Below are 15,373 nucleotides of genomic sequence, written 5' to 3' on the forward strand. Positions count from 1 at the left end.
ACTCGAGGCCAGGAGCGCACATGCGCCCCCCCCCCGGTATCTTCCTAATCCGCTAGGCCAGTCTGGTTTCCGCTCCCAGCCAGAAGCGCACATGGCGATCCGAGTCAGCCCGCCCCGATAAGGACTAACGCCGCCGGCTACCAGGTCGACGCGAAGCTCGAACCTGCTCCGGACCTGCGACGCTGGGCGGCCGTCCACGTGGCGGGCCTTCTAATTCATCTGGCCGGGCACGTCGCCAGCCTTGGCCTGGAGCAAAAAGGGCATCCAGAACTGTGGTGGAAATGGCGTCCTGAAGTGACGACATGCCATCGCGATCACCACCCAGGGCCCTTGCTTTACCGCAGAGAGCGCATCCAAGCTGACGATGGCCTTGGACTCAGCCTTCTTTATGTCTGCTCGCAGCAGGTCGCCAATCTGTTCGGGGAAATTAAGAAGCGCCTCCGTCGTGCCGCTTTCGTACTGCGCCGGCAGCCGGTAGATCACCGACTCGGTGAGGTCATCGGCGTACCAGAGCTGCAGGCAGACCCCCTCGAAAGCCGAGTTATAGCGGTCGCGCAGGCAATGGTAGACCTCATCGTGACCCATGATGAGGCCCCAGTACATGAGTGTTGGCACCAGAGTACTTAGATGGCGCAGTTTCTCCACTTGGTCCTCGGAGAGTTCGCCCACCTCCATCGCTACCAAGTCATCGAACGCGTCGGTCGCAACGGGAAAGTGCTGCTTGACCTTGAACGCGAACGACACGCGGGAAGCCAGATCGTCTAGCCATTGCTTCGCCGCCTCATGCTTGTCCGTGAGGTGGAGCAGCAAGAAGGCCAGGGATAGTTCGATTGCATTGCCATCGTAACGAGGCGAGCCAGAGGAGGCATTGTTCTTGATTGCGGCGATCAACGTATCTGCGACCCCATCTGCGTTGGCTGCAGCCAAGGCCGCCGCCACTTCATTGCCTTCCACCAGCGCCATCTCGGCATGGTGTTGCTGCATGAGACCTATCTCAGCCAATATTCCGATCTGCTCGAATACCTTGTCTGTTACCAACGCATTCTCGCCAGTGAAACCGGACAGCCCATCCCTTGCCCAAAAGAAGGGCTTAAGCTTGTCGAAGTAGGCCGCACAGATGCGATGGTGTATCTGATAGATGTCGCGGAAAGCTGAGATGGCAGGGCGATACTTGAAGACGTCCCGAACCCGGATCGCCTCCCACGCCCAAAGGCAGCAACGCTCACCCATCTTGAACGCGTTCAGCAGGTTGCCCTCCTCATCTGCCCAGCGGAAAACTACTTCCAACACCAATGCCACGGTCTTCATTTGACGAACGAATAACCTTCGACGGGTATTGCTTAGTACCGGGGCCCCGTCGTGACTGTCGATCAGCAATGCCTGGGCGATTTTGTACGCGTGTCGCAGGTCATAATCCCTTGAACCAATCAAAGCAATGGCTCGACGAAGGTCTGCCCGTTGTGACGGATCGATCGCATACTCGTCCAGCAAGTGCGCATCGATCATGTCCGCCAGGTCGTCACCAGACCAGAACTCGAACCTCAGGTTCGAGGTGGTGTGTCCGTTGATGTAACCCGTGTAGTCCTGCTGTACTTCCTGCTTAAGCTCGCCGGTGGAGCAGATAACTACCCTGACCGGCAGTGTTTGATGCTCCTCGCGCACCGAGGTGTGTAGATAGGAGTCCTGAATCTGATTCAACGTTGCACGAACCGCATTGACACCGCCATCCCAGTCCCGACGTCCCAGATCGCCAACCTTAAGCACGAACAGATAGAGCGTCTTGATGCCGTTCTTGTCCTTGCCGACGGCCGCTATGTCCACTCCATTCTGGCGCACACCCACCTGTGCGCGACTAATCGGAATGAGCTTCATGCGTGCGAGCAGATCCGGAAGCAGTCGGTCCAGCTCCCCCGATTCGCGAAGCTGGCTCAGGAACTCCTTAATGATGAGCTTCATGCCTGGCCATCCTTCAGCTTGCCCAAGATGAACTGGCGGCGCTGCATATCGCTGCCGACTTTATCAATCGACTCGCTACGTGGCACCGCAACTGAGTGCGATGCCGACATCATCGGCGTCGTACCTCCCACCTCGCCATCTCGCATGAAGAACATGGAACGTCCGGCTTTAAGCGGAATAGACGTGGCGACCTTTCGGAAGAAAGAATCCTTACTTGCTTCTTCGAAGGCCTCATTCATCAATCGCGCCCGCTCCTTCTCAAACCGAATCTTTTGCTCGGATGAAGGCCTCAGCTCTTCAACCAGTGGCAGTGCCTTCAGCGGTTCGTAGTATGCGCTCATCGCTTCAAGGATCTGCTGAGCCAATCGAGTCTGCGCATCCTCCGCGCCCGTCGCTACCAACGGCTCCAGATGTTCCCTCGTCGCGACGGGATAGTCGTATCCTATGTGCCGGGACATGACTTCAAAGACAAGCGCAAACACTCTTGCCTCGGCATCGCGCGTGCGTGTCATCGACCAAGCCAGTGAGACTCGTTGATGATCACGCACGACATTTGCCAAAGTTCGCCGCGCCAGATGCAGCAAGCCGCCCGCGCTGAGCGTATCCAGAGCGGATACCGAGAAAGCGGTACCCCGTACCTCACTCAGGCTCAGCTCATCTAAAATCTTCCGAGCCATCCTTTGGTAACCGATGGCGTCGGCCATCAGCCATGCGACCAGCAGGTCTCCCAGCGCTTCGCCGTCACTTACGATCTGCGCGAACAGTTGAGGGAACTCTCCAGGCACTGACGGCGCTCGTTCTGCATTGGTGCGAGCCCATGTCTCCAGCCAAGCTAGCACTCTGGATTTGTTCCTTGAGCTGTACTCCTTGGCCAGGATGTGGTCGATTCCATGTCCCGCACCACTCTCTTGCACTCCCTTAGCCGCAAGTAGATCTATCTTGTCCAGACACCAAGACTGCGCTCTGAGCTCATTCGGGCCATAAGCGAGATGGTCTCCGATTATCTGTACAACATCGATACCCTCCAGCGCTGCTATTTCGTCGATCAGTGTGTGCCGATCGGGTGCGGTGCCCACCAAGTAGAGGCCCGCTCGCGCAGCCGTGTTACGCAAAGCGCCGTCGCCAGCCTGCAGCTTGTCCCGAATCACCCCCACCGCACGATCAATCTCGGTCGCATCGATGTCGCTCCAATCAATGAAACCCAACGCTTCTAACGCCGGTAGTGCGACCAAAGGATCCGGCGTACCCACCAAGGCGTGCACACGTGCCAGCCACGACTCCCTGTCATTCTGGACCCCGACAATAAAACTGGTACGCAACAGCGGCGCCAACGTCAAATGAGGCGCCGCAAGGCATCCCTCGAGCACGTGCTCGATTTCCGCCGGGTGACGCTTCATCCAATCTTCTATCGCAGGCGCCAAGAATCCCCTTGCTTCTAGGAGGAGTACCATCATCAAGACATTGGGAATGTCGAGTGCATCCAACAACGGGATGACGTCTGCAACGACCCTGCCGATTCTGTACGGATGTCCATTGCCGTCACCCACGGCGTCGATTGCAAGCTGCGCCACATCAACGATGCCGTTGTTGTGGAGCCGCGCAAGCGCAACGGCAGGAAGTTTGTCGCCGCGTCCCGCGCCCGAGGCCGCCTGACACAGAAAAAGGCCTTCGAACAACTCGGCGGGTGCTTGTAGCTTTGGCTCAATGACAACTACCTGGAGGTACTGTAACGCGCGAGCCTTGGCTCTCTCAGGGTCAACAAAGAATGGCGTACCGTCCATCATCTGGCACTCACTGACCATATCCTCTGGCGTCAGCCCTATATCGTCTAGCTTTATAGACTCGGGTTTTGTCAGACACAGCCACGCGAGCTGATCCAGCTTGGCTTCTTTATCGTCCATGGCCTATCACCCCTGTTCTCTTAGCTTAAAGATAGCTCAAATTTCACATTCAACTGCGCTCAGGCTCCGCTGCCGAAATTCTTGGATGTACCTACGTATATCTTGTTTGATGTATTAGTCGCTCAATGCGACGCCGCCCCCCCCCCCCCTGAGTAGTGGGCGGGTTTAGAGTCCAGTGCTGATGCTATCTATCCTGCCAATCAACTGCGCAGACTACTGGCGGGGGTCAGCCCGTCAAGTGCTCGTTTAGGCCTTTCTTCTTTGTAGTCACGCCGCCAGCTTTGGACACTGGTCCTGGCATGGAGCAACGCTGGGAACCAATGCTCGTTCGGAAATAAATCGCGTAGCCGCCCTTTGAAGGACTCAATGTAAGCGTTTTGGTCCTGCGACGCACCTGCAGTCCCGCTTCCTGATACAGGCTATCCAAACGCTCGCAATGGGAACGTCTGAGTAAGCTCCGCGTACAAAAAAGGGCGCCTCTCGGCGCCCTCATCCTTTCAACTCATTCCCACTCAATGGTCGCCGGCGGCTTCCCCGAGATGTCATAAACCACCCTCGACACCCCCCGCAACTCATTGATGATCCGGTTGCTCACCGTCCCCAGGAACTCATACGGCAGGTGCGCCCAATGCGCCGTCATGAAATCAATCGTCTCCACCGCACGCAGTGCAATCACCCACTCATAAGCCCGCGCATCGCCCACCACGCCCACCGACTTCACCGGCAGGAACACGGCAAACGCCTGGCTGGTCTTGTCGTACAGATCCGCCTTGCGCAGCTCATCAATGAAGATGGCATCGGCCTTGGCCAGCAGTTCGGCGTACTCGCGCTTTACTTCGCCCAGGATACGCACGCCCAGGCCCGGGCCCGGGAACGGATGGCGATAGACCATGGTGCGCGGCAGGCCCAGCTCAACGCCCAGGCGGCGCACTTCGTCCTTGAACAGCTCGCGCAGCGGCTCCACCAGACCCAGCTTCATGTGCTCCGGCAGGCCGCCCACGTTGTGGTGGCTCTTGATCACATGCGCCTTGCCGGTCTTGCTGCCGGCCGACTCGATCACATCCGGGTAGATGGTGCCCTGCGCCAGCCACTTGGCGTTCTTCAGCTTGTTCGACTCTTCGTCGAAGATCTCAACGAACAGGTTGCCGATGATCTTGCGCTTGGCTTCCGGGTCGCTCACGCCTTCCAGCGCGGCGAAGTAACGGTCGGCGGCATTCACGCGCACCACCTTCACGCCCATATGCTCGGCGAACATCGCCATCACCTGGTCGCCTTCCTGCCAGCGCAGCAGGCCGGTATCCACGAACACGCAGGTCAGCTTTTCGCCGATGGCCTTGTGCAGCAGCGCGGCCACCACGGACGAATCGACGCCGCCGGACAGGCCCAGGATCACTTCGTCATCGCCCACTTGATCTCTTACGCGGGCAATCTGGTCGTCGATGATGTTGGCGGCGGTCCACAGGGTCTGGCAGCCGCACACGTCCACCACGAAGCGGCGCAGCAGCGCCTGGCCCTGCAGGGTGTGGGTCACTTCCGGGTGGAACTGCACGCCGTACCAGCGCTTTTCTTCGTTGGCCATGGCGGCCACCGGAATGCGGTCGGTGGTGGCGGTGATGGTGAAGCCCGGCGGCGCAACGGAGACGTGGTCGCCGTGGCTCATCCAGACATTCAGCTTCGGCTCGCCGCCGTGGTCGCTCAGGCCCTTGAACAGCGCGTCGGGGTTGATCACGTTCACTTCGGCATGGCCGAATTCGCGCTGGTCAGCGGCTTCGGTGGCACCGCCCAACTGCGCGGCCAGGGTCTGCATGCCGTAGCAGATGCCGAAGATCGGCAGGCCGCTGTCGAACACTTCCTGCGGCGCGGCCGGGGCACCCGGCAGCGTGGTCGATTCCGGGCCACCGGACAGGATGATGCCCTTGGCGCCAAACGCGGCGATCTCGGCCGGGTTGTGGTCCCACGCCCAGATTTCGCAGTAGACGCCCAGCTCGCGGATGCGGCGGGCGATCAGCTGCGTGTACTGCGCGCCGAAATCGAGGATGAGGATCTTGTCGTTATGGATGTTGGTCATGGTGCCGTTCCAGTGGTGTTTTTCGCAGCGCCCGGCGCTTCAAGGCTCTGCGTCAGCGTGGCGATGAACGCCTCGCGTTGTTGAATATGTGAGGTGTCTTCCTCGTCCCAACGCAGCATCAGCAAGCCATGCGGTGCGTTGGGGTTGGAGCGGTCGGCGCGCGGCAGCTCGGCGATTTCCTGCACTTCGGTGCCGGGCACGATGCGCCGTTGCAGCGTGTGCATCGGGTAACCGGAATCCATGGCGTTGCCCCAGAACGCGGACTGCACGCTCATCCGCTTCGGCTCCAGCGGCCCCAGCTCGGCGGTGACCACAGGATCTTCAAGCCTGTCACCCAGATCGGTAACGCACCGCAGGATCACCTGCAGCGGACGCTCGCCAGTGCCTTTCAGCAGCCAGCGCTGTTCGCCAGCGGCCTGCACCTGCCAGCCCTTCGGCAGCGAGAACGCGTTCTGGCACGCCTGCACGTCCTTCACTTGCGAAACCGCCGCGCCCGGAGACCCGGAGCGCGGCGGCGGTTCGGACACCGAACAGCCTGCCATCAGCAGGCTGCCCGTAATCGCAAGAGCAGTTCGCAAGCGCATCAGGCGCGGTAGTTCGGCGGCTCTTTGGTGATGGTCACGTCGTGGACGTGGCTCTCACGCTGGCCGGCGCCGCTGATCTTCACGAACTTGGGCTTGCTGCGCATGTCTTCGATGGTGGCACAGCCTACGTAGCCCATGGTGGCGCGCAGGCCGCCCATCAGCTGGTGGATGATGCCGCCCACCGGGCCGCGGTACGGCACGCGGCCTTCGATGCCTTCCGGCACCAGCTTGTCGGCGGTGGCGGCGTCCTGGAAGTAGCGGTCCTTCGACCCCTTCTCCATGGCAGCCAGCGAACCCATGCCGCGGTAGCTCTTGTACGAACGGCCCTGGTACAGCTCGGTCTCGCCCGGCGATTCCTCGGTACCGGCCAGCAGGCCACCGACCATGATGGTCGAGGCACCGGCGGCCAGCGCCTTGCCGATGTCGCCCGAGTAGCGGATGCCACCGTCGGCGATCAGCGGGATGCGGTCCTGCAGCGCTTCGGCCACCAGGTCGATGGCGGTGACCTGCGGCACGCCGACGCCGGCGACGACGCGGGTGGTGCAGATCGAGCCCGGGCCGATGCCGACCTTCACTGCGTCCGCGCCGCTGTCCAGCAGCGCCAGTGCGGCTTCGCCGGTGCAGATGTTGCCACCGATGACCTGCACGTTCGGGAAGTTCTTCTTGACCCAGCTGACGCGGTCCAGCACGCCCTGCGAGTGGCCGTGCGCGGTATCAACCACGATCACGTCCACGCCGGCGGCGACCAGCGCTTCCACGCGGCGATCGGTATCGCCACCCACGCCGACGGCAGCGCCGACCAGCAGGCGGGTCGACAGATCCTTGGCAGCGTTCGGGAAGTCGGTGTTCTTCTGGATGTCCTTGACGGTGATCAGGCCACGCAGTTCGAACGAATCGTTGACCACCAGCACCTTTTCGATGCGGTTGCGGTGCAGCAGCTGCAGCACTTCGTCAGAGGCGGCGCCTTCCTTGACCGTGATCAGGCGATCCTTCTTGGTCATGATGTGGCGGACCGGATCGTCCAGCTCGGTCTCGAAGCGCATGTCGCGATGGGTCACGATGCCGGCCAGCTGGCCGTCGCTGCCCACCACCGGCACGCCGGAGATGTTGTGCGCCTGGGTCAGGGCCAGCACGTCGCGGATGGTGGTTTCCGGGCCGACGGTGATCGGGTCGCGGATGACACCGGCCTCGAACTTCTTGACCTTGGCCACTTCCGCGGCCTGCTGTTCCAGGCTGAGATTCTTGTGGATGATGCCCATGCCGCCGAGCTGGGCCATGGCGATGGCCAGGCGGGCTTCGGTGACGGTATCCATCGCGGCGGACAGGATCGGAAGCTTCAGCTTCAGGTCTCGGGTCAACCGCGTTTCGAGGTTGACGTCCTTGGGCAGGATGGTCGAGTGGGCGGGGACGAGCGAGACGTCGTCGTAAGTGAGTGCTTCAGCCTGGATGCGCAGCATCGGCATACCCGAGATGTGGGGAAGCGCGACATTTTACCCCTTTTCAGGAGCCAAGAACAGCATTTTTGGTAGCCAGAATTGGAACTTCGCGCGACACAGTGTCGCACCCGCTCACCTGTAGAGCCGAGCCCATGCTCGGCTGCTTTCCGCCAGACCGCGATGAGCCGAGCATGGGCTCGGCTCTACAGGAGGCCCGAGGCCCGGTACCACCAAGCGGTGCCGCAGCGTCGCGCGGGCGGCGATTGGTTCAGGAGGGCTTGGGTGGGTGCCAACCTTGGTTGGCACCTACCAGGAGCGGGTCGGCGGGAATCGCGGGGCATCAATGCAACCCCGGTAGCGCCGGGCCATGCCCGGCGAGCGCAGCGGCGCCGCAAACATCCGCCGGGCATGGCCCGGCGCTACCCTCAGGAGGCTTCCGCCGCTTCCAGGGTGTTCTGCATCAACGTGGCCACGGTCATCGGGCCCACGCCACCCGGCACCGGGGTAATCCAGCTGGCCCGCTGGGCCGCCGCTTCAAACCCGACATCGCCCACCAGCCGGCCGTCATCCAGCCGGTTGATACCCACATCGATCACCACCGCGCCCGGCTTCACCCACTCGCCCGGCACGATGCCCGGGCGGCCTACCGCCACCACCAGGATGTCGGCGTTGCGCACGGCCTGTTCCAGCACGTCCTTGGGGGTGAACTTGTGGCAGCTGGTCACGGTGCAGCCGGCGATCAGCAGCTCCAGGCCCATCGGGCGGCCCACGTGGTTGCTCACGCCGACGATGGTGGCATTGCGGCCACGCACCGGCTGGTCGGTGTGGCCCAGCAGCGTGGTGATGCCACGCGGGGTGCACGGGCGCAGGCCGAACTCGCGCAGGGCCAGGTGGCCGACGTTTTCCGGGTGGAAGCCGTCCACGTCCTTGCGCGGGTCGATGCGCTGGATCAGCCGGCGCGCGTCGGGGATGCCCGGCAACGGCAGCTGGATCAGGATGCCGTTGATCTTCGGATCGGCGTTGAGCTGGTCGATCAGGTCGAGCAGCTCGGCCTCGGTGGTACCGGCCGGCAGATCGTAGTCATGCGCCTCGATGCCGACCTTTTCGGCGGCACGGCGCTTGTTGCGCACGTATACGGTCGAGGCCGGGTCGCCGCCCACCAGCACCACGGCCAGGCCCGGACGGCTGCCGCCGGCGGCCACGCGGGCGTCGACGCGCACCTTCAGGCTGTCGAGCAGGTCCTCGGCGATACGGCGGCCATCAAGGATGCGGGCAGGATGCTGGGGGGCGGAATCGGTCATCGGAGGCAGGCGTGGGGCGGCGGGGACGCTATTGTCCCCGATTCAGGCCCCCTCGCCCACCGCCAATCCGGGCGGCCGCTGCGCTCGCCGGGCATGGCCCGGCGCTACCCCACCCGTGCGCACCACGGTAGCGCCGGGCCACGCCCGGCGAGCGCGGTGCGCGGCACCTCATTCTTCCTCTTCCGGCACGTCCTGCGGGTTCAACGTCTTGCTTGCCCGCTTCGGCGCGGTGAACGGCGTTGGCGTCGGTACGCCCTGCGGGCTGTTGCCGTAGATCATCCGCGCGCCGGCATTCAGACCACCACCGGCAATTTCCAGCTCAAAGCGCTCGGCATCGCGGCGACGGATCTGCTCGGCAATCTCCACCGCATCGTCTTCGTCCGCACCCAGCTCCACCAGCGCGGCCTGGCCGAACAGCACCGCCGACTCGAACGTCTCGCGGATCTGGAAATCGACACCGGCATGGATCAGCCGCAGCGAATGCTCGCGGTCGAACGAGCGCACCATCAGCTTGGCCTGCGGGAACTCGTGCGACACCAGTTCGACGATGCGGTCGGCGGCCTCGGCCTTGTCCACGCACACCGCAATCGCACGTGCGGTGGCCGCGCCCGAAGCGTGCAGCACATCCAACCGCGTGCCGTCGCCGTAATAGATCTTGAAGCCGAACCGCGCGGCGCTCTGGATCATCTCCACATCGTTGTCGATGATGGTCACGTCCACGTCGCGCGCCAGCAGCGACTGGCTGGCAACCTGGCCAAAGCGGCCGAAGCCGATCAGCAGCACGCTGCCGGACAGGCCCTCGGCCTCGTCCACGCCGTCCATGTTTACCGTCGGCTTCGGCGCGATGCGCTTGTAGAGCAGCACCACCAGCGGCGTCAGCGCCATCGACAGCACCACCACGGCAGTGAAGTTGGCATTGATCTCCAGGTTGATCACGCCGGCCGATGCCGCGGCGGAGAACAGCACGAAAGCGAACTCGCCGCCCTGCGCCATCAGCACGCCACGGTCCAGCGCCTGCGCGTGGTCGCTGCCCATGATGCGTGCGACCACGTAGATGCACAGCGCCTTGGCTGCCATCAGCGCCAGCACCAGGCCGAGGATCAGCTGCCAGTTGCCCGCCACCACGCCCAAGTCCAGCGCCATGCCCACGCTGAGGAAGAACAGGCCGAGCAGGATGCCGCGGAACGGTTCGATGTCCGCTTCGATCTGGTGGCGGAAGGTCGATTCGCTCAGCAGCACGCCGGCCAGGAACGCGCCCATCGCCATCGACAGGCCGGACAGCTGCATCAGCAGCGCCGCACCCAGCACCACCAGCAGCGCGGCGGCGGTCATCACCTCGCGCGCCTTCGATTCGGCCAGCACGCGGAACAACGGGTTGAGCAGGAAGCGGCCGACCAGCACCAGGCCGACGATGGCACCGACGCCGATCGCCACCGACAGCCAGCGCGAACCCTCGCCATCGGCACTGCCCGCACTGGGGCCCATCCAGGCCACCAGCGCCAGCAACGGCACGATCAGCAGGTCTTCGAACAGCAGGATGGAGACGATCTTCTGCCCCGACGGCAGCGCGATGTCACCGCGCTCGGCCAGCAGCTGCATCACCACCGCGGTGGAGGTGAGCACGAAGCCGGTGGCGCCGATGAAGGCCACCTGCCACGGCAGGCCGAACAGCTTGGCGATGCTGGTCAGCACCAGCGCACAGGTGACGATCTGCAGCGTGCCCAGCCCGAAGATTTCCTTGCGCAGGCTCCACAGGTGCGAGGGCCGCATTTCCAGGCCGATCACGAACAGGAACATCACCACGCCGAGTTCGGCGGTATGCAGGATGGCCTGCGGGTCGGAGAACCAGCCCAGCCCGAACGGTCCGATCGCCAGGCCAGCGGCGAAGTAGCCCAGCACCGAGCCCAGACCGGCCCGGCGGAACAGGGGCACCATCACCACCGCCGCGCCCAACAGGGCGACGACCTTGACCAGCTCGCTGGTCGCTGCTTCTACCGCCATGCGGTGTTTTCCCCAAGATCCAGAATCGGGTTCAACAATAGAGCAATGCCGATGACGGCAATAGCACGCATGTTGCGCCGGATTGTCTTGGAGGTGGAACGATGCAGGGAATGACCCCCGACATCATCCCGAAACCATGCACATGCTTCAGTGGTGCCATGACCTGTAGAGCCGAGCCCACGCTCGGCTGCTCTTCGTGCCGAGGCCAGAAGCAGCCGAGCATGGGCTCGGCTCTACAGTAGATCCACGCCATGCGTGGATGACGCACAGCCGCCGCGCCCCGGTAGATCCACGCCATGCGTGGATGAATCCCCGGCCAGCCTCACCCACCCCGGCAGAACGCGGCGTAATCGATATATCCCGGGAACGGCACGCCCGGCGCACACACCGGGCAATGCGGGTCCGGCCGGATGCCGGTCTCGCGGAAGCGCATGCCCAGCGCATCGAAGCGCAGCAGCCGCCCCACCAGCGGTTCGCCGATGCCCAGCAGCAGCTTCAGCACCTCGGTGGCCTGCAGCACCCCGGCCAGGCCGGGCAGCACACCCAGCACGCCAGCCTCCGAACAGTTCGGCGCGAACTCCGGCGGCGGCGGTTCCGGGAACAGGCAGCGATAGCACGGTGCCACGCCACGCTGGCGACCGGCATCAAACACGCTGACCTGGCCATCAAAGCGCTCAATGGCGGCATACACCAACGGCTTGGCATGCTTGATGCAGGCGTCGTTGAGCAGGTAGCGCAGCGGGAAGTTGTCCGAGCCGTCCAGCACCACGTCCACGCCGTCCAGCAGCGCATCCACGTTCTCGGAGGTGACCCGCTCGGGCAGGGCCTCGACCTCGATCGACGGGTTCAGTGCCAGCAGGCGCTCGCGCGCGGAATCGACCTTGAGCTGGCCGACGCTGGCTTCGGTATGCACGATCTGCCGATGCAGGTTGCTGCGCTCCACGCGGTCGTGGTCGGCGAAGCGCAGGCGCCCTACCCCCGCGGCGGCCAGGTAGAAGCCGGCCGGGGCACCCAGCCCGCCCGCGCCCAGCACCAGCACGCGCGACTGCTGCAACCGGCGCTGGCCGGCCTCGCCTACCTGTGGCAACAGCAGGTGCCGCGAATAACGGTCGTAGAAGTCGCGGTCGGCAGCACTGGCCAGCGGCTGCACCAGCGGCAGCGACTGCTCGCGCCAGGCCACGGTGCCGCCCGTCACGGAAGCGACGTTTGTGTAGCCGGCCTCCAGCAGGAACTGCGCGGCATCGGCCGAGCGCTTGCCGCTCTGGCAGATCAGCAGGATCTCCTGGTCGTGCCGCGGCAGATGCGCGGCCGGGTCGGCATGCAGTTCGCGCTTGGCCACGCCGCGCGCGCCCTCGGCCATCCCGCCGGCCCGTTCGTGCGCCTCACGCACATCGATCAGCACCGCGCCGTGGGCCAGGCGCTCGCGTGCCCGCGCGGGGGAAAGCTCTTGGATGCTCATGGCCGCATTATCGCGCAGACACCTTCGCCGCGCCTTGCCCCGAACATGGCACCATGCGGGCGTTGCCCCCCTGCATCCCGGAACCGCTGCATGCGCTCTGCCACCGAATTCTGGCGTGACCCGCGCATGCCCTTCGTCGAAAGCCGACGGGCGTGCGACAGCCGCGCCTGCCATCGCCCGCACAGCCATGACACCTTCTCGATCGGCGCCGTGGACGCCGGCAGCAGCCTGTTCACCGGTGCTGTGGAGGGACCGCGCCTGCTGCAGCCTGGCAGCCTGGTCGGCGTACCTGTAGGCCGCGTGCACGCCTGCAACCCCCTGCCCGGCCAGGTCTGGAGCTACCAGATGCTGCATCTGGACGCGCGCTGGATGGCCGAGGTCCGCGCTGAGTATGACGACCTGCCCGAACCCGACTGGCAGCAGGAACCGATCCGGATTTCCAACCATCGCGCGCGCTACCAGCAGTACTGCCAGCTCAACCAGACGCTGTTCTCCGACGATCCGGTCAGCGTCAAGGAAGCTGCCCTGATCGCGTTCGTCGGCGATCTGGATGAACACGATGGTGTAGCCGTGGCTGGCCCGCCTGAAGATGCCGCATTACAGCAGCGGCTGCAGCCGGTGATGGACGTTCTGCGCCAGCGGCTCGAACACACCCCGGCCCTGCAGGAGCTGGCATCGCTGGCAGGCATGAGCCGCTACCAGCTGATCCGCGCCTTCCGGCGTGCCACGGGCCTGACCCCGCACGCCTGGCAGATCGACCAGCGCATCCAGGAGGCCCGGCGGCGGCTGTGCGAAGGGCAGGCACTGGCCGTGGTCGCCCATGCATTGGGGTTCGCCGACCAGAGCCATTTCCAGCGGGTCTTCAAGGCCCACGCCGGTGCGACCCCGGGCCAGTACCGGCGCTGAGCCTGCAATAACGTTCAATACCATCGCGCGGCGCATCCCCACACTGGCGCCCCCGCCAGCCGCCGCCGGACCCGATGGAACAGTTCCTGGTCATCGCCACCGTACATTTTCTCGCCCTGCTCTCACCCGGCCCCGACTTCTTCCTTGTTGCGCGCACTGCGATCACCTCTGGCTGGCGCACCGCCAGTGGCGCCTGTGCAGGCATCGCCCTCGGAAATGGCGTCTTCATCGTGGCCGCCTTCACCGGAATGGCCATGCTGCGCGCAGGTAGCGCAGGGTTCATTGCGGTGCAGTTGGCGGGCTGCGGGTTCCTGCTGTACCTCGGCACGCTGTTCCTGCGCCATGCGGGTTCGACGACGCTGCAGGCATCTGACACTGCCGCCGGATCGCGAGCGGACGGTGCCCACGGATGGTGGAAGGCGGCAGGGCTGGGCGCCCTGTCTGCGCTGCTGAACCCGAAGAATGCGCTGTTCTACGCAACGTTGGCGGCAATGCTCAACGGTCCGCAGGCCAGCACCGCAACGAAGTTCTTCTATGGCGCGTGGATGTTCGGCATCGTCCTGCTATGGGATCTGCTGGTAGCCGCGCTGGTCGGCCACCCGTGGGTGCTGGGCCGATTCGCACGCGCCCTGCCCTGGCTGGAGCGCGCCGCAGGGCTCCTGATGATTGCGCTGGCGCTATGGATCGTCGTGTCGCTGTGGGTGGGCTGATGCCGGCGATTCGCGCCTGTCGCAATAGCGTTCAATACGGCGCGTCCGCACCAGCCCACACTCGGCACTTTCTGTAGGTCGGTGGCAGGTTTACGTGCAGCAGTTCTTCATCGTCTCGGTGCTGTACGGCTTCGCCATGCTCCTGCCTGCTTCCAATCACGCGAAGATCCTGCGCACCGCAATGGGCGCAGGCGGGCACGCCGCCATGGCCGCGTCGTTCGGTATCGCCATCGGTACGGGCGTCATCTGCGCCACGGCTTTCGTTGCAGCGGCCATGCTGGGAAACTGCGGCCTGTGGACGCTGGCGATGCAGTGCACGGGCTGCCTCCTGCTGTTGCGCCTGGCGGGCATGTGCCTGCGCGATGCCGGGCTGACCACCCTCTCTCCGCTTTCCCTGCAGATGCCCTGGGGCCTGAGCGCCCGCTCCCGTTGGCCGCACGCCGAGGCTGGATGCCTGTTGGCGCTCGCCAGCACCAGCAACTGGATGCTGCAGTTCGCGGTGGCTGCCCTGCTTACCGGCCTCGTTGCCGACACTGGCACCAAGACCGCTTACGTGGCCGGCCTGAGCGGCGTCGCGCTGTCGCTCGGCCTGCTGATGGCATGGCTCGGCAGCCATCTGCGCTGGGCACGGAGGTATTGCCGACTCCTTCCGTGGCTGGAGCATGCCGCAGGCCTGGTGACCGGGGCGGTGTCGGTGGCGTACCTGGCAGGAGCATTGGGTACCACCCTGGTCTGGGCAAGCATCACGGGGCAGGCGCGGCTGCCGGAATCGATGATGGCCGCACCCCGCAGCATCCCATGCGCCTTGCCACATTGCCGCGCACGTCGCGGCGGTCGCCCAGATCGAGATCTGTAGAGCCGAGCCCATGCTCGGCTGACGCACGCAGCGCGCCTCGTCAATCCGCGAAAAGCAGCCGAGCATGGGCTTGTATGTTCCTCCCGGCTCCTACGAGGTATGTAGGAGCCAGGGTGGAGGGACCGTCAACATGATATCTGCGGGTACCAGCCGACAGACGAGCCGAGCGATCCCCATCCCGCACCTTAACGTCGA

11 protein-coding genes and 1 pseudogene are annotated in these 15,373 nt (G+C 64.2%); 3 read left to right on the forward strand and 9 right to left on the reverse strand.

The window, feature by feature from the left end:
- Positions 1 to 210 precede the first annotated feature (210 nt).
- From AC5P6E_RS20965 to moeB, 9 genes and pseudogenes are all read right to left on the reverse strand, one after another.
- Positions 211 to 1,956: a hypothetical protein gene (locus tag AC5P6E_RS20965; RefSeq protein ID WP_197597716.1), complete on the reverse strand. Its 1,746-nt coding sequence runs from the start codon at positions 1,954 to 1,956 to the stop codon at positions 211 to 213.
- Positions 1,953 to 3,857 (reverse strand): hypothetical protein, encoded by a 1,905-nt coding sequence (locus tag AC5P6E_RS20970; RefSeq protein WP_197597715.1) that lies wholly within the window; start codon positions 3,855 to 3,857, stop codon positions 1,953 to 1,955. Before AC5P6E_RS20970 ends, AC5P6E_RS20965 begins: the two co-directional genes overlap by 4 nt.
- 165 nt (positions 3,858 to 4,022) lie before the next feature.
- Positions 4,023 to 4,240, reverse strand: a pseudogene (locus AC5P6E_RS20975) (integrase core domain-containing protein); the annotation flags it as partial.
- Between the two features lie 119 nt (positions 4,241 to 4,359).
- Positions 4,360 to 5,925 carry a glutamine-hydrolyzing GMP synthase gene (gene guaA / locus AC5P6E_RS20980; RefSeq protein WP_097047922.1) on the reverse strand — a complete coding sequence of 522 codons (1,566 nt, stop codon included), beginning with the start codon at positions 5,923 to 5,925 and terminating at the stop codon, positions 4,360 to 4,362.
- Positions 5,922 to 6,401, reverse strand: coding sequence for a hypothetical protein (locus AC5P6E_RS20985; RefSeq protein ID WP_197576638.1), 480 nt, complete (start codon positions 6,399 to 6,401; stop codon positions 5,922 to 5,924). Before AC5P6E_RS20985 ends, guaA begins: the two co-directional genes overlap by 4 nt.
- A gap of 107 nt (positions 6,402 to 6,508) precedes the next feature.
- Positions 6,509 to 7,966, reverse strand: coding sequence for an IMP dehydrogenase (gene guaB, locus AC5P6E_RS20990; protein ID WP_005416248.1), 1,458 nt, complete (start codon positions 7,964 to 7,966; stop codon positions 6,509 to 6,511).
- A 404-nt stretch (positions 7,967 to 8,370) separates the two neighbouring features.
- Entirely contained in the window at positions 8,371 to 9,246 is an 876-nt protein-coding gene (folD, locus tag AC5P6E_RS20995) for a bifunctional methylenetetrahydrofolate dehydrogenase/methenyltetrahydrofolate cyclohydrolase FolD (RefSeq protein WP_010484605.1), read from the reverse strand.
- Between the two features lie 168 nt (positions 9,247 to 9,414).
- On the reverse strand, positions 9,415 to 11,247 hold the full coding sequence (locus AC5P6E_RS21000) for a monovalent cation:proton antiporter-2 (CPA2) family protein (protein WP_019338416.1): 1,833 nt from the start codon (positions 11,245 to 11,247) through the stop codon (positions 9,415 to 9,417).
- A 322-nt stretch (positions 11,248 to 11,569) separates the two neighbouring features.
- Positions 11,570 to 12,880: a molybdopterin-synthase adenylyltransferase MoeB gene (gene moeB, locus AC5P6E_RS21005; RefSeq protein ID WP_019338415.1), complete on the reverse strand. Its 1,311-nt coding sequence runs from the start codon at positions 12,878 to 12,880 to the stop codon at positions 11,570 to 11,572.
- Between moeB and AC5P6E_RS21010 the strand changes: the two genes are divergently transcribed.
- From AC5P6E_RS21010 to AC5P6E_RS21020, 3 genes are all read left to right on the forward strand, one after another.
- Positions 12,797 to 13,612: a helix-turn-helix domain-containing protein gene (locus AC5P6E_RS21010; RefSeq protein WP_029550846.1), complete on the forward strand. Its 816-nt coding sequence runs from the start codon at positions 12,797 to 12,799 to the stop codon at positions 13,610 to 13,612. The two genes, moeB and AC5P6E_RS21010, sit on opposite strands and share 84 nt — an antisense overlap.
- A gap of 74 nt (positions 13,613 to 13,686) precedes the next feature.
- Entirely contained in the window at positions 13,687 to 14,322 is a 636-nt protein-coding gene (locus AC5P6E_RS21015) for a LysE family translocator (protein ID WP_483698941.1), read from the forward strand.
- Between the two features lie 94 nt (positions 14,323 to 14,416).
- Positions 14,417 to 15,178, forward strand: coding sequence for a hypothetical protein (locus AC5P6E_RS21020; RefSeq protein ID WP_019338412.1), 762 nt, complete (start codon positions 14,417 to 14,419; stop codon positions 15,176 to 15,178).
- Positions 15,179 to 15,373 lie beyond the last annotated feature (195 nt).

This window comes from Stenotrophomonas sp. YJH_SMC_16 (assembly GCF_059367875.1).

Bases quoted from the DNA above. Each gene is read 5' to 3' on its own strand.
- folD (WP_010484605.1), bottom strand. From the start codon at position 9,246: ATGACCGATTCCGCCCCCCAGCATCCTGCCCGCATCCTTGATGGCCGC.
- AC5P6E_RS20970 (WP_197597715.1), bottom strand. From the start codon at position 3,857: ATGGACGATAAAGAAGCCAAGCTGGATCAGCTCGCGTGGCTGTGTCTG.
- AC5P6E_RS20965 (WP_197597716.1), bottom strand. From the start codon at position 1,956: ATGAAGCTCATCATTAAGGAGTTCCTGAGCCAGCTTCGCGAATCGGGG.
- moeB (WP_019338415.1), bottom strand. From the start codon at position 12,880: ATGGCAGGCGCGGCTGTCGCACGCCCGTCGGCTTTCGACGAAGGGCAT.
- AC5P6E_RS21000 (WP_019338416.1), bottom strand. From the start codon at position 11,247: ATGGCGGTAGAAGCAGCGACCAGCGAGCTGGTCAAGGTCGTCGCCCTG.
- AC5P6E_RS21015 (WP_483698941.1), top strand. From the start codon at position 13,687: ATGGAACAGTTCCTGGTCATCGCCACCGTACATTTTCTCGCCCTGCTC.
- AC5P6E_RS21010 (WP_029550846.1), top strand. From the start codon at position 12,797: ATGCGCTCTGCCACCGAATTCTGGCGTGACCCGCGCATGCCCTTCGTC.
- guaA (WP_097047922.1), bottom strand. From the start codon at position 5,925: ATGACCAACATCCATAACGACAAGATCCTCATCCTCGATTTCGGCGCG.
- guaB (WP_005416248.1), bottom strand. From the start codon at position 7,966: ATGCTGCGCATCCAGGCTGAAGCACTCACTTACGACGACGTCTCGCTC.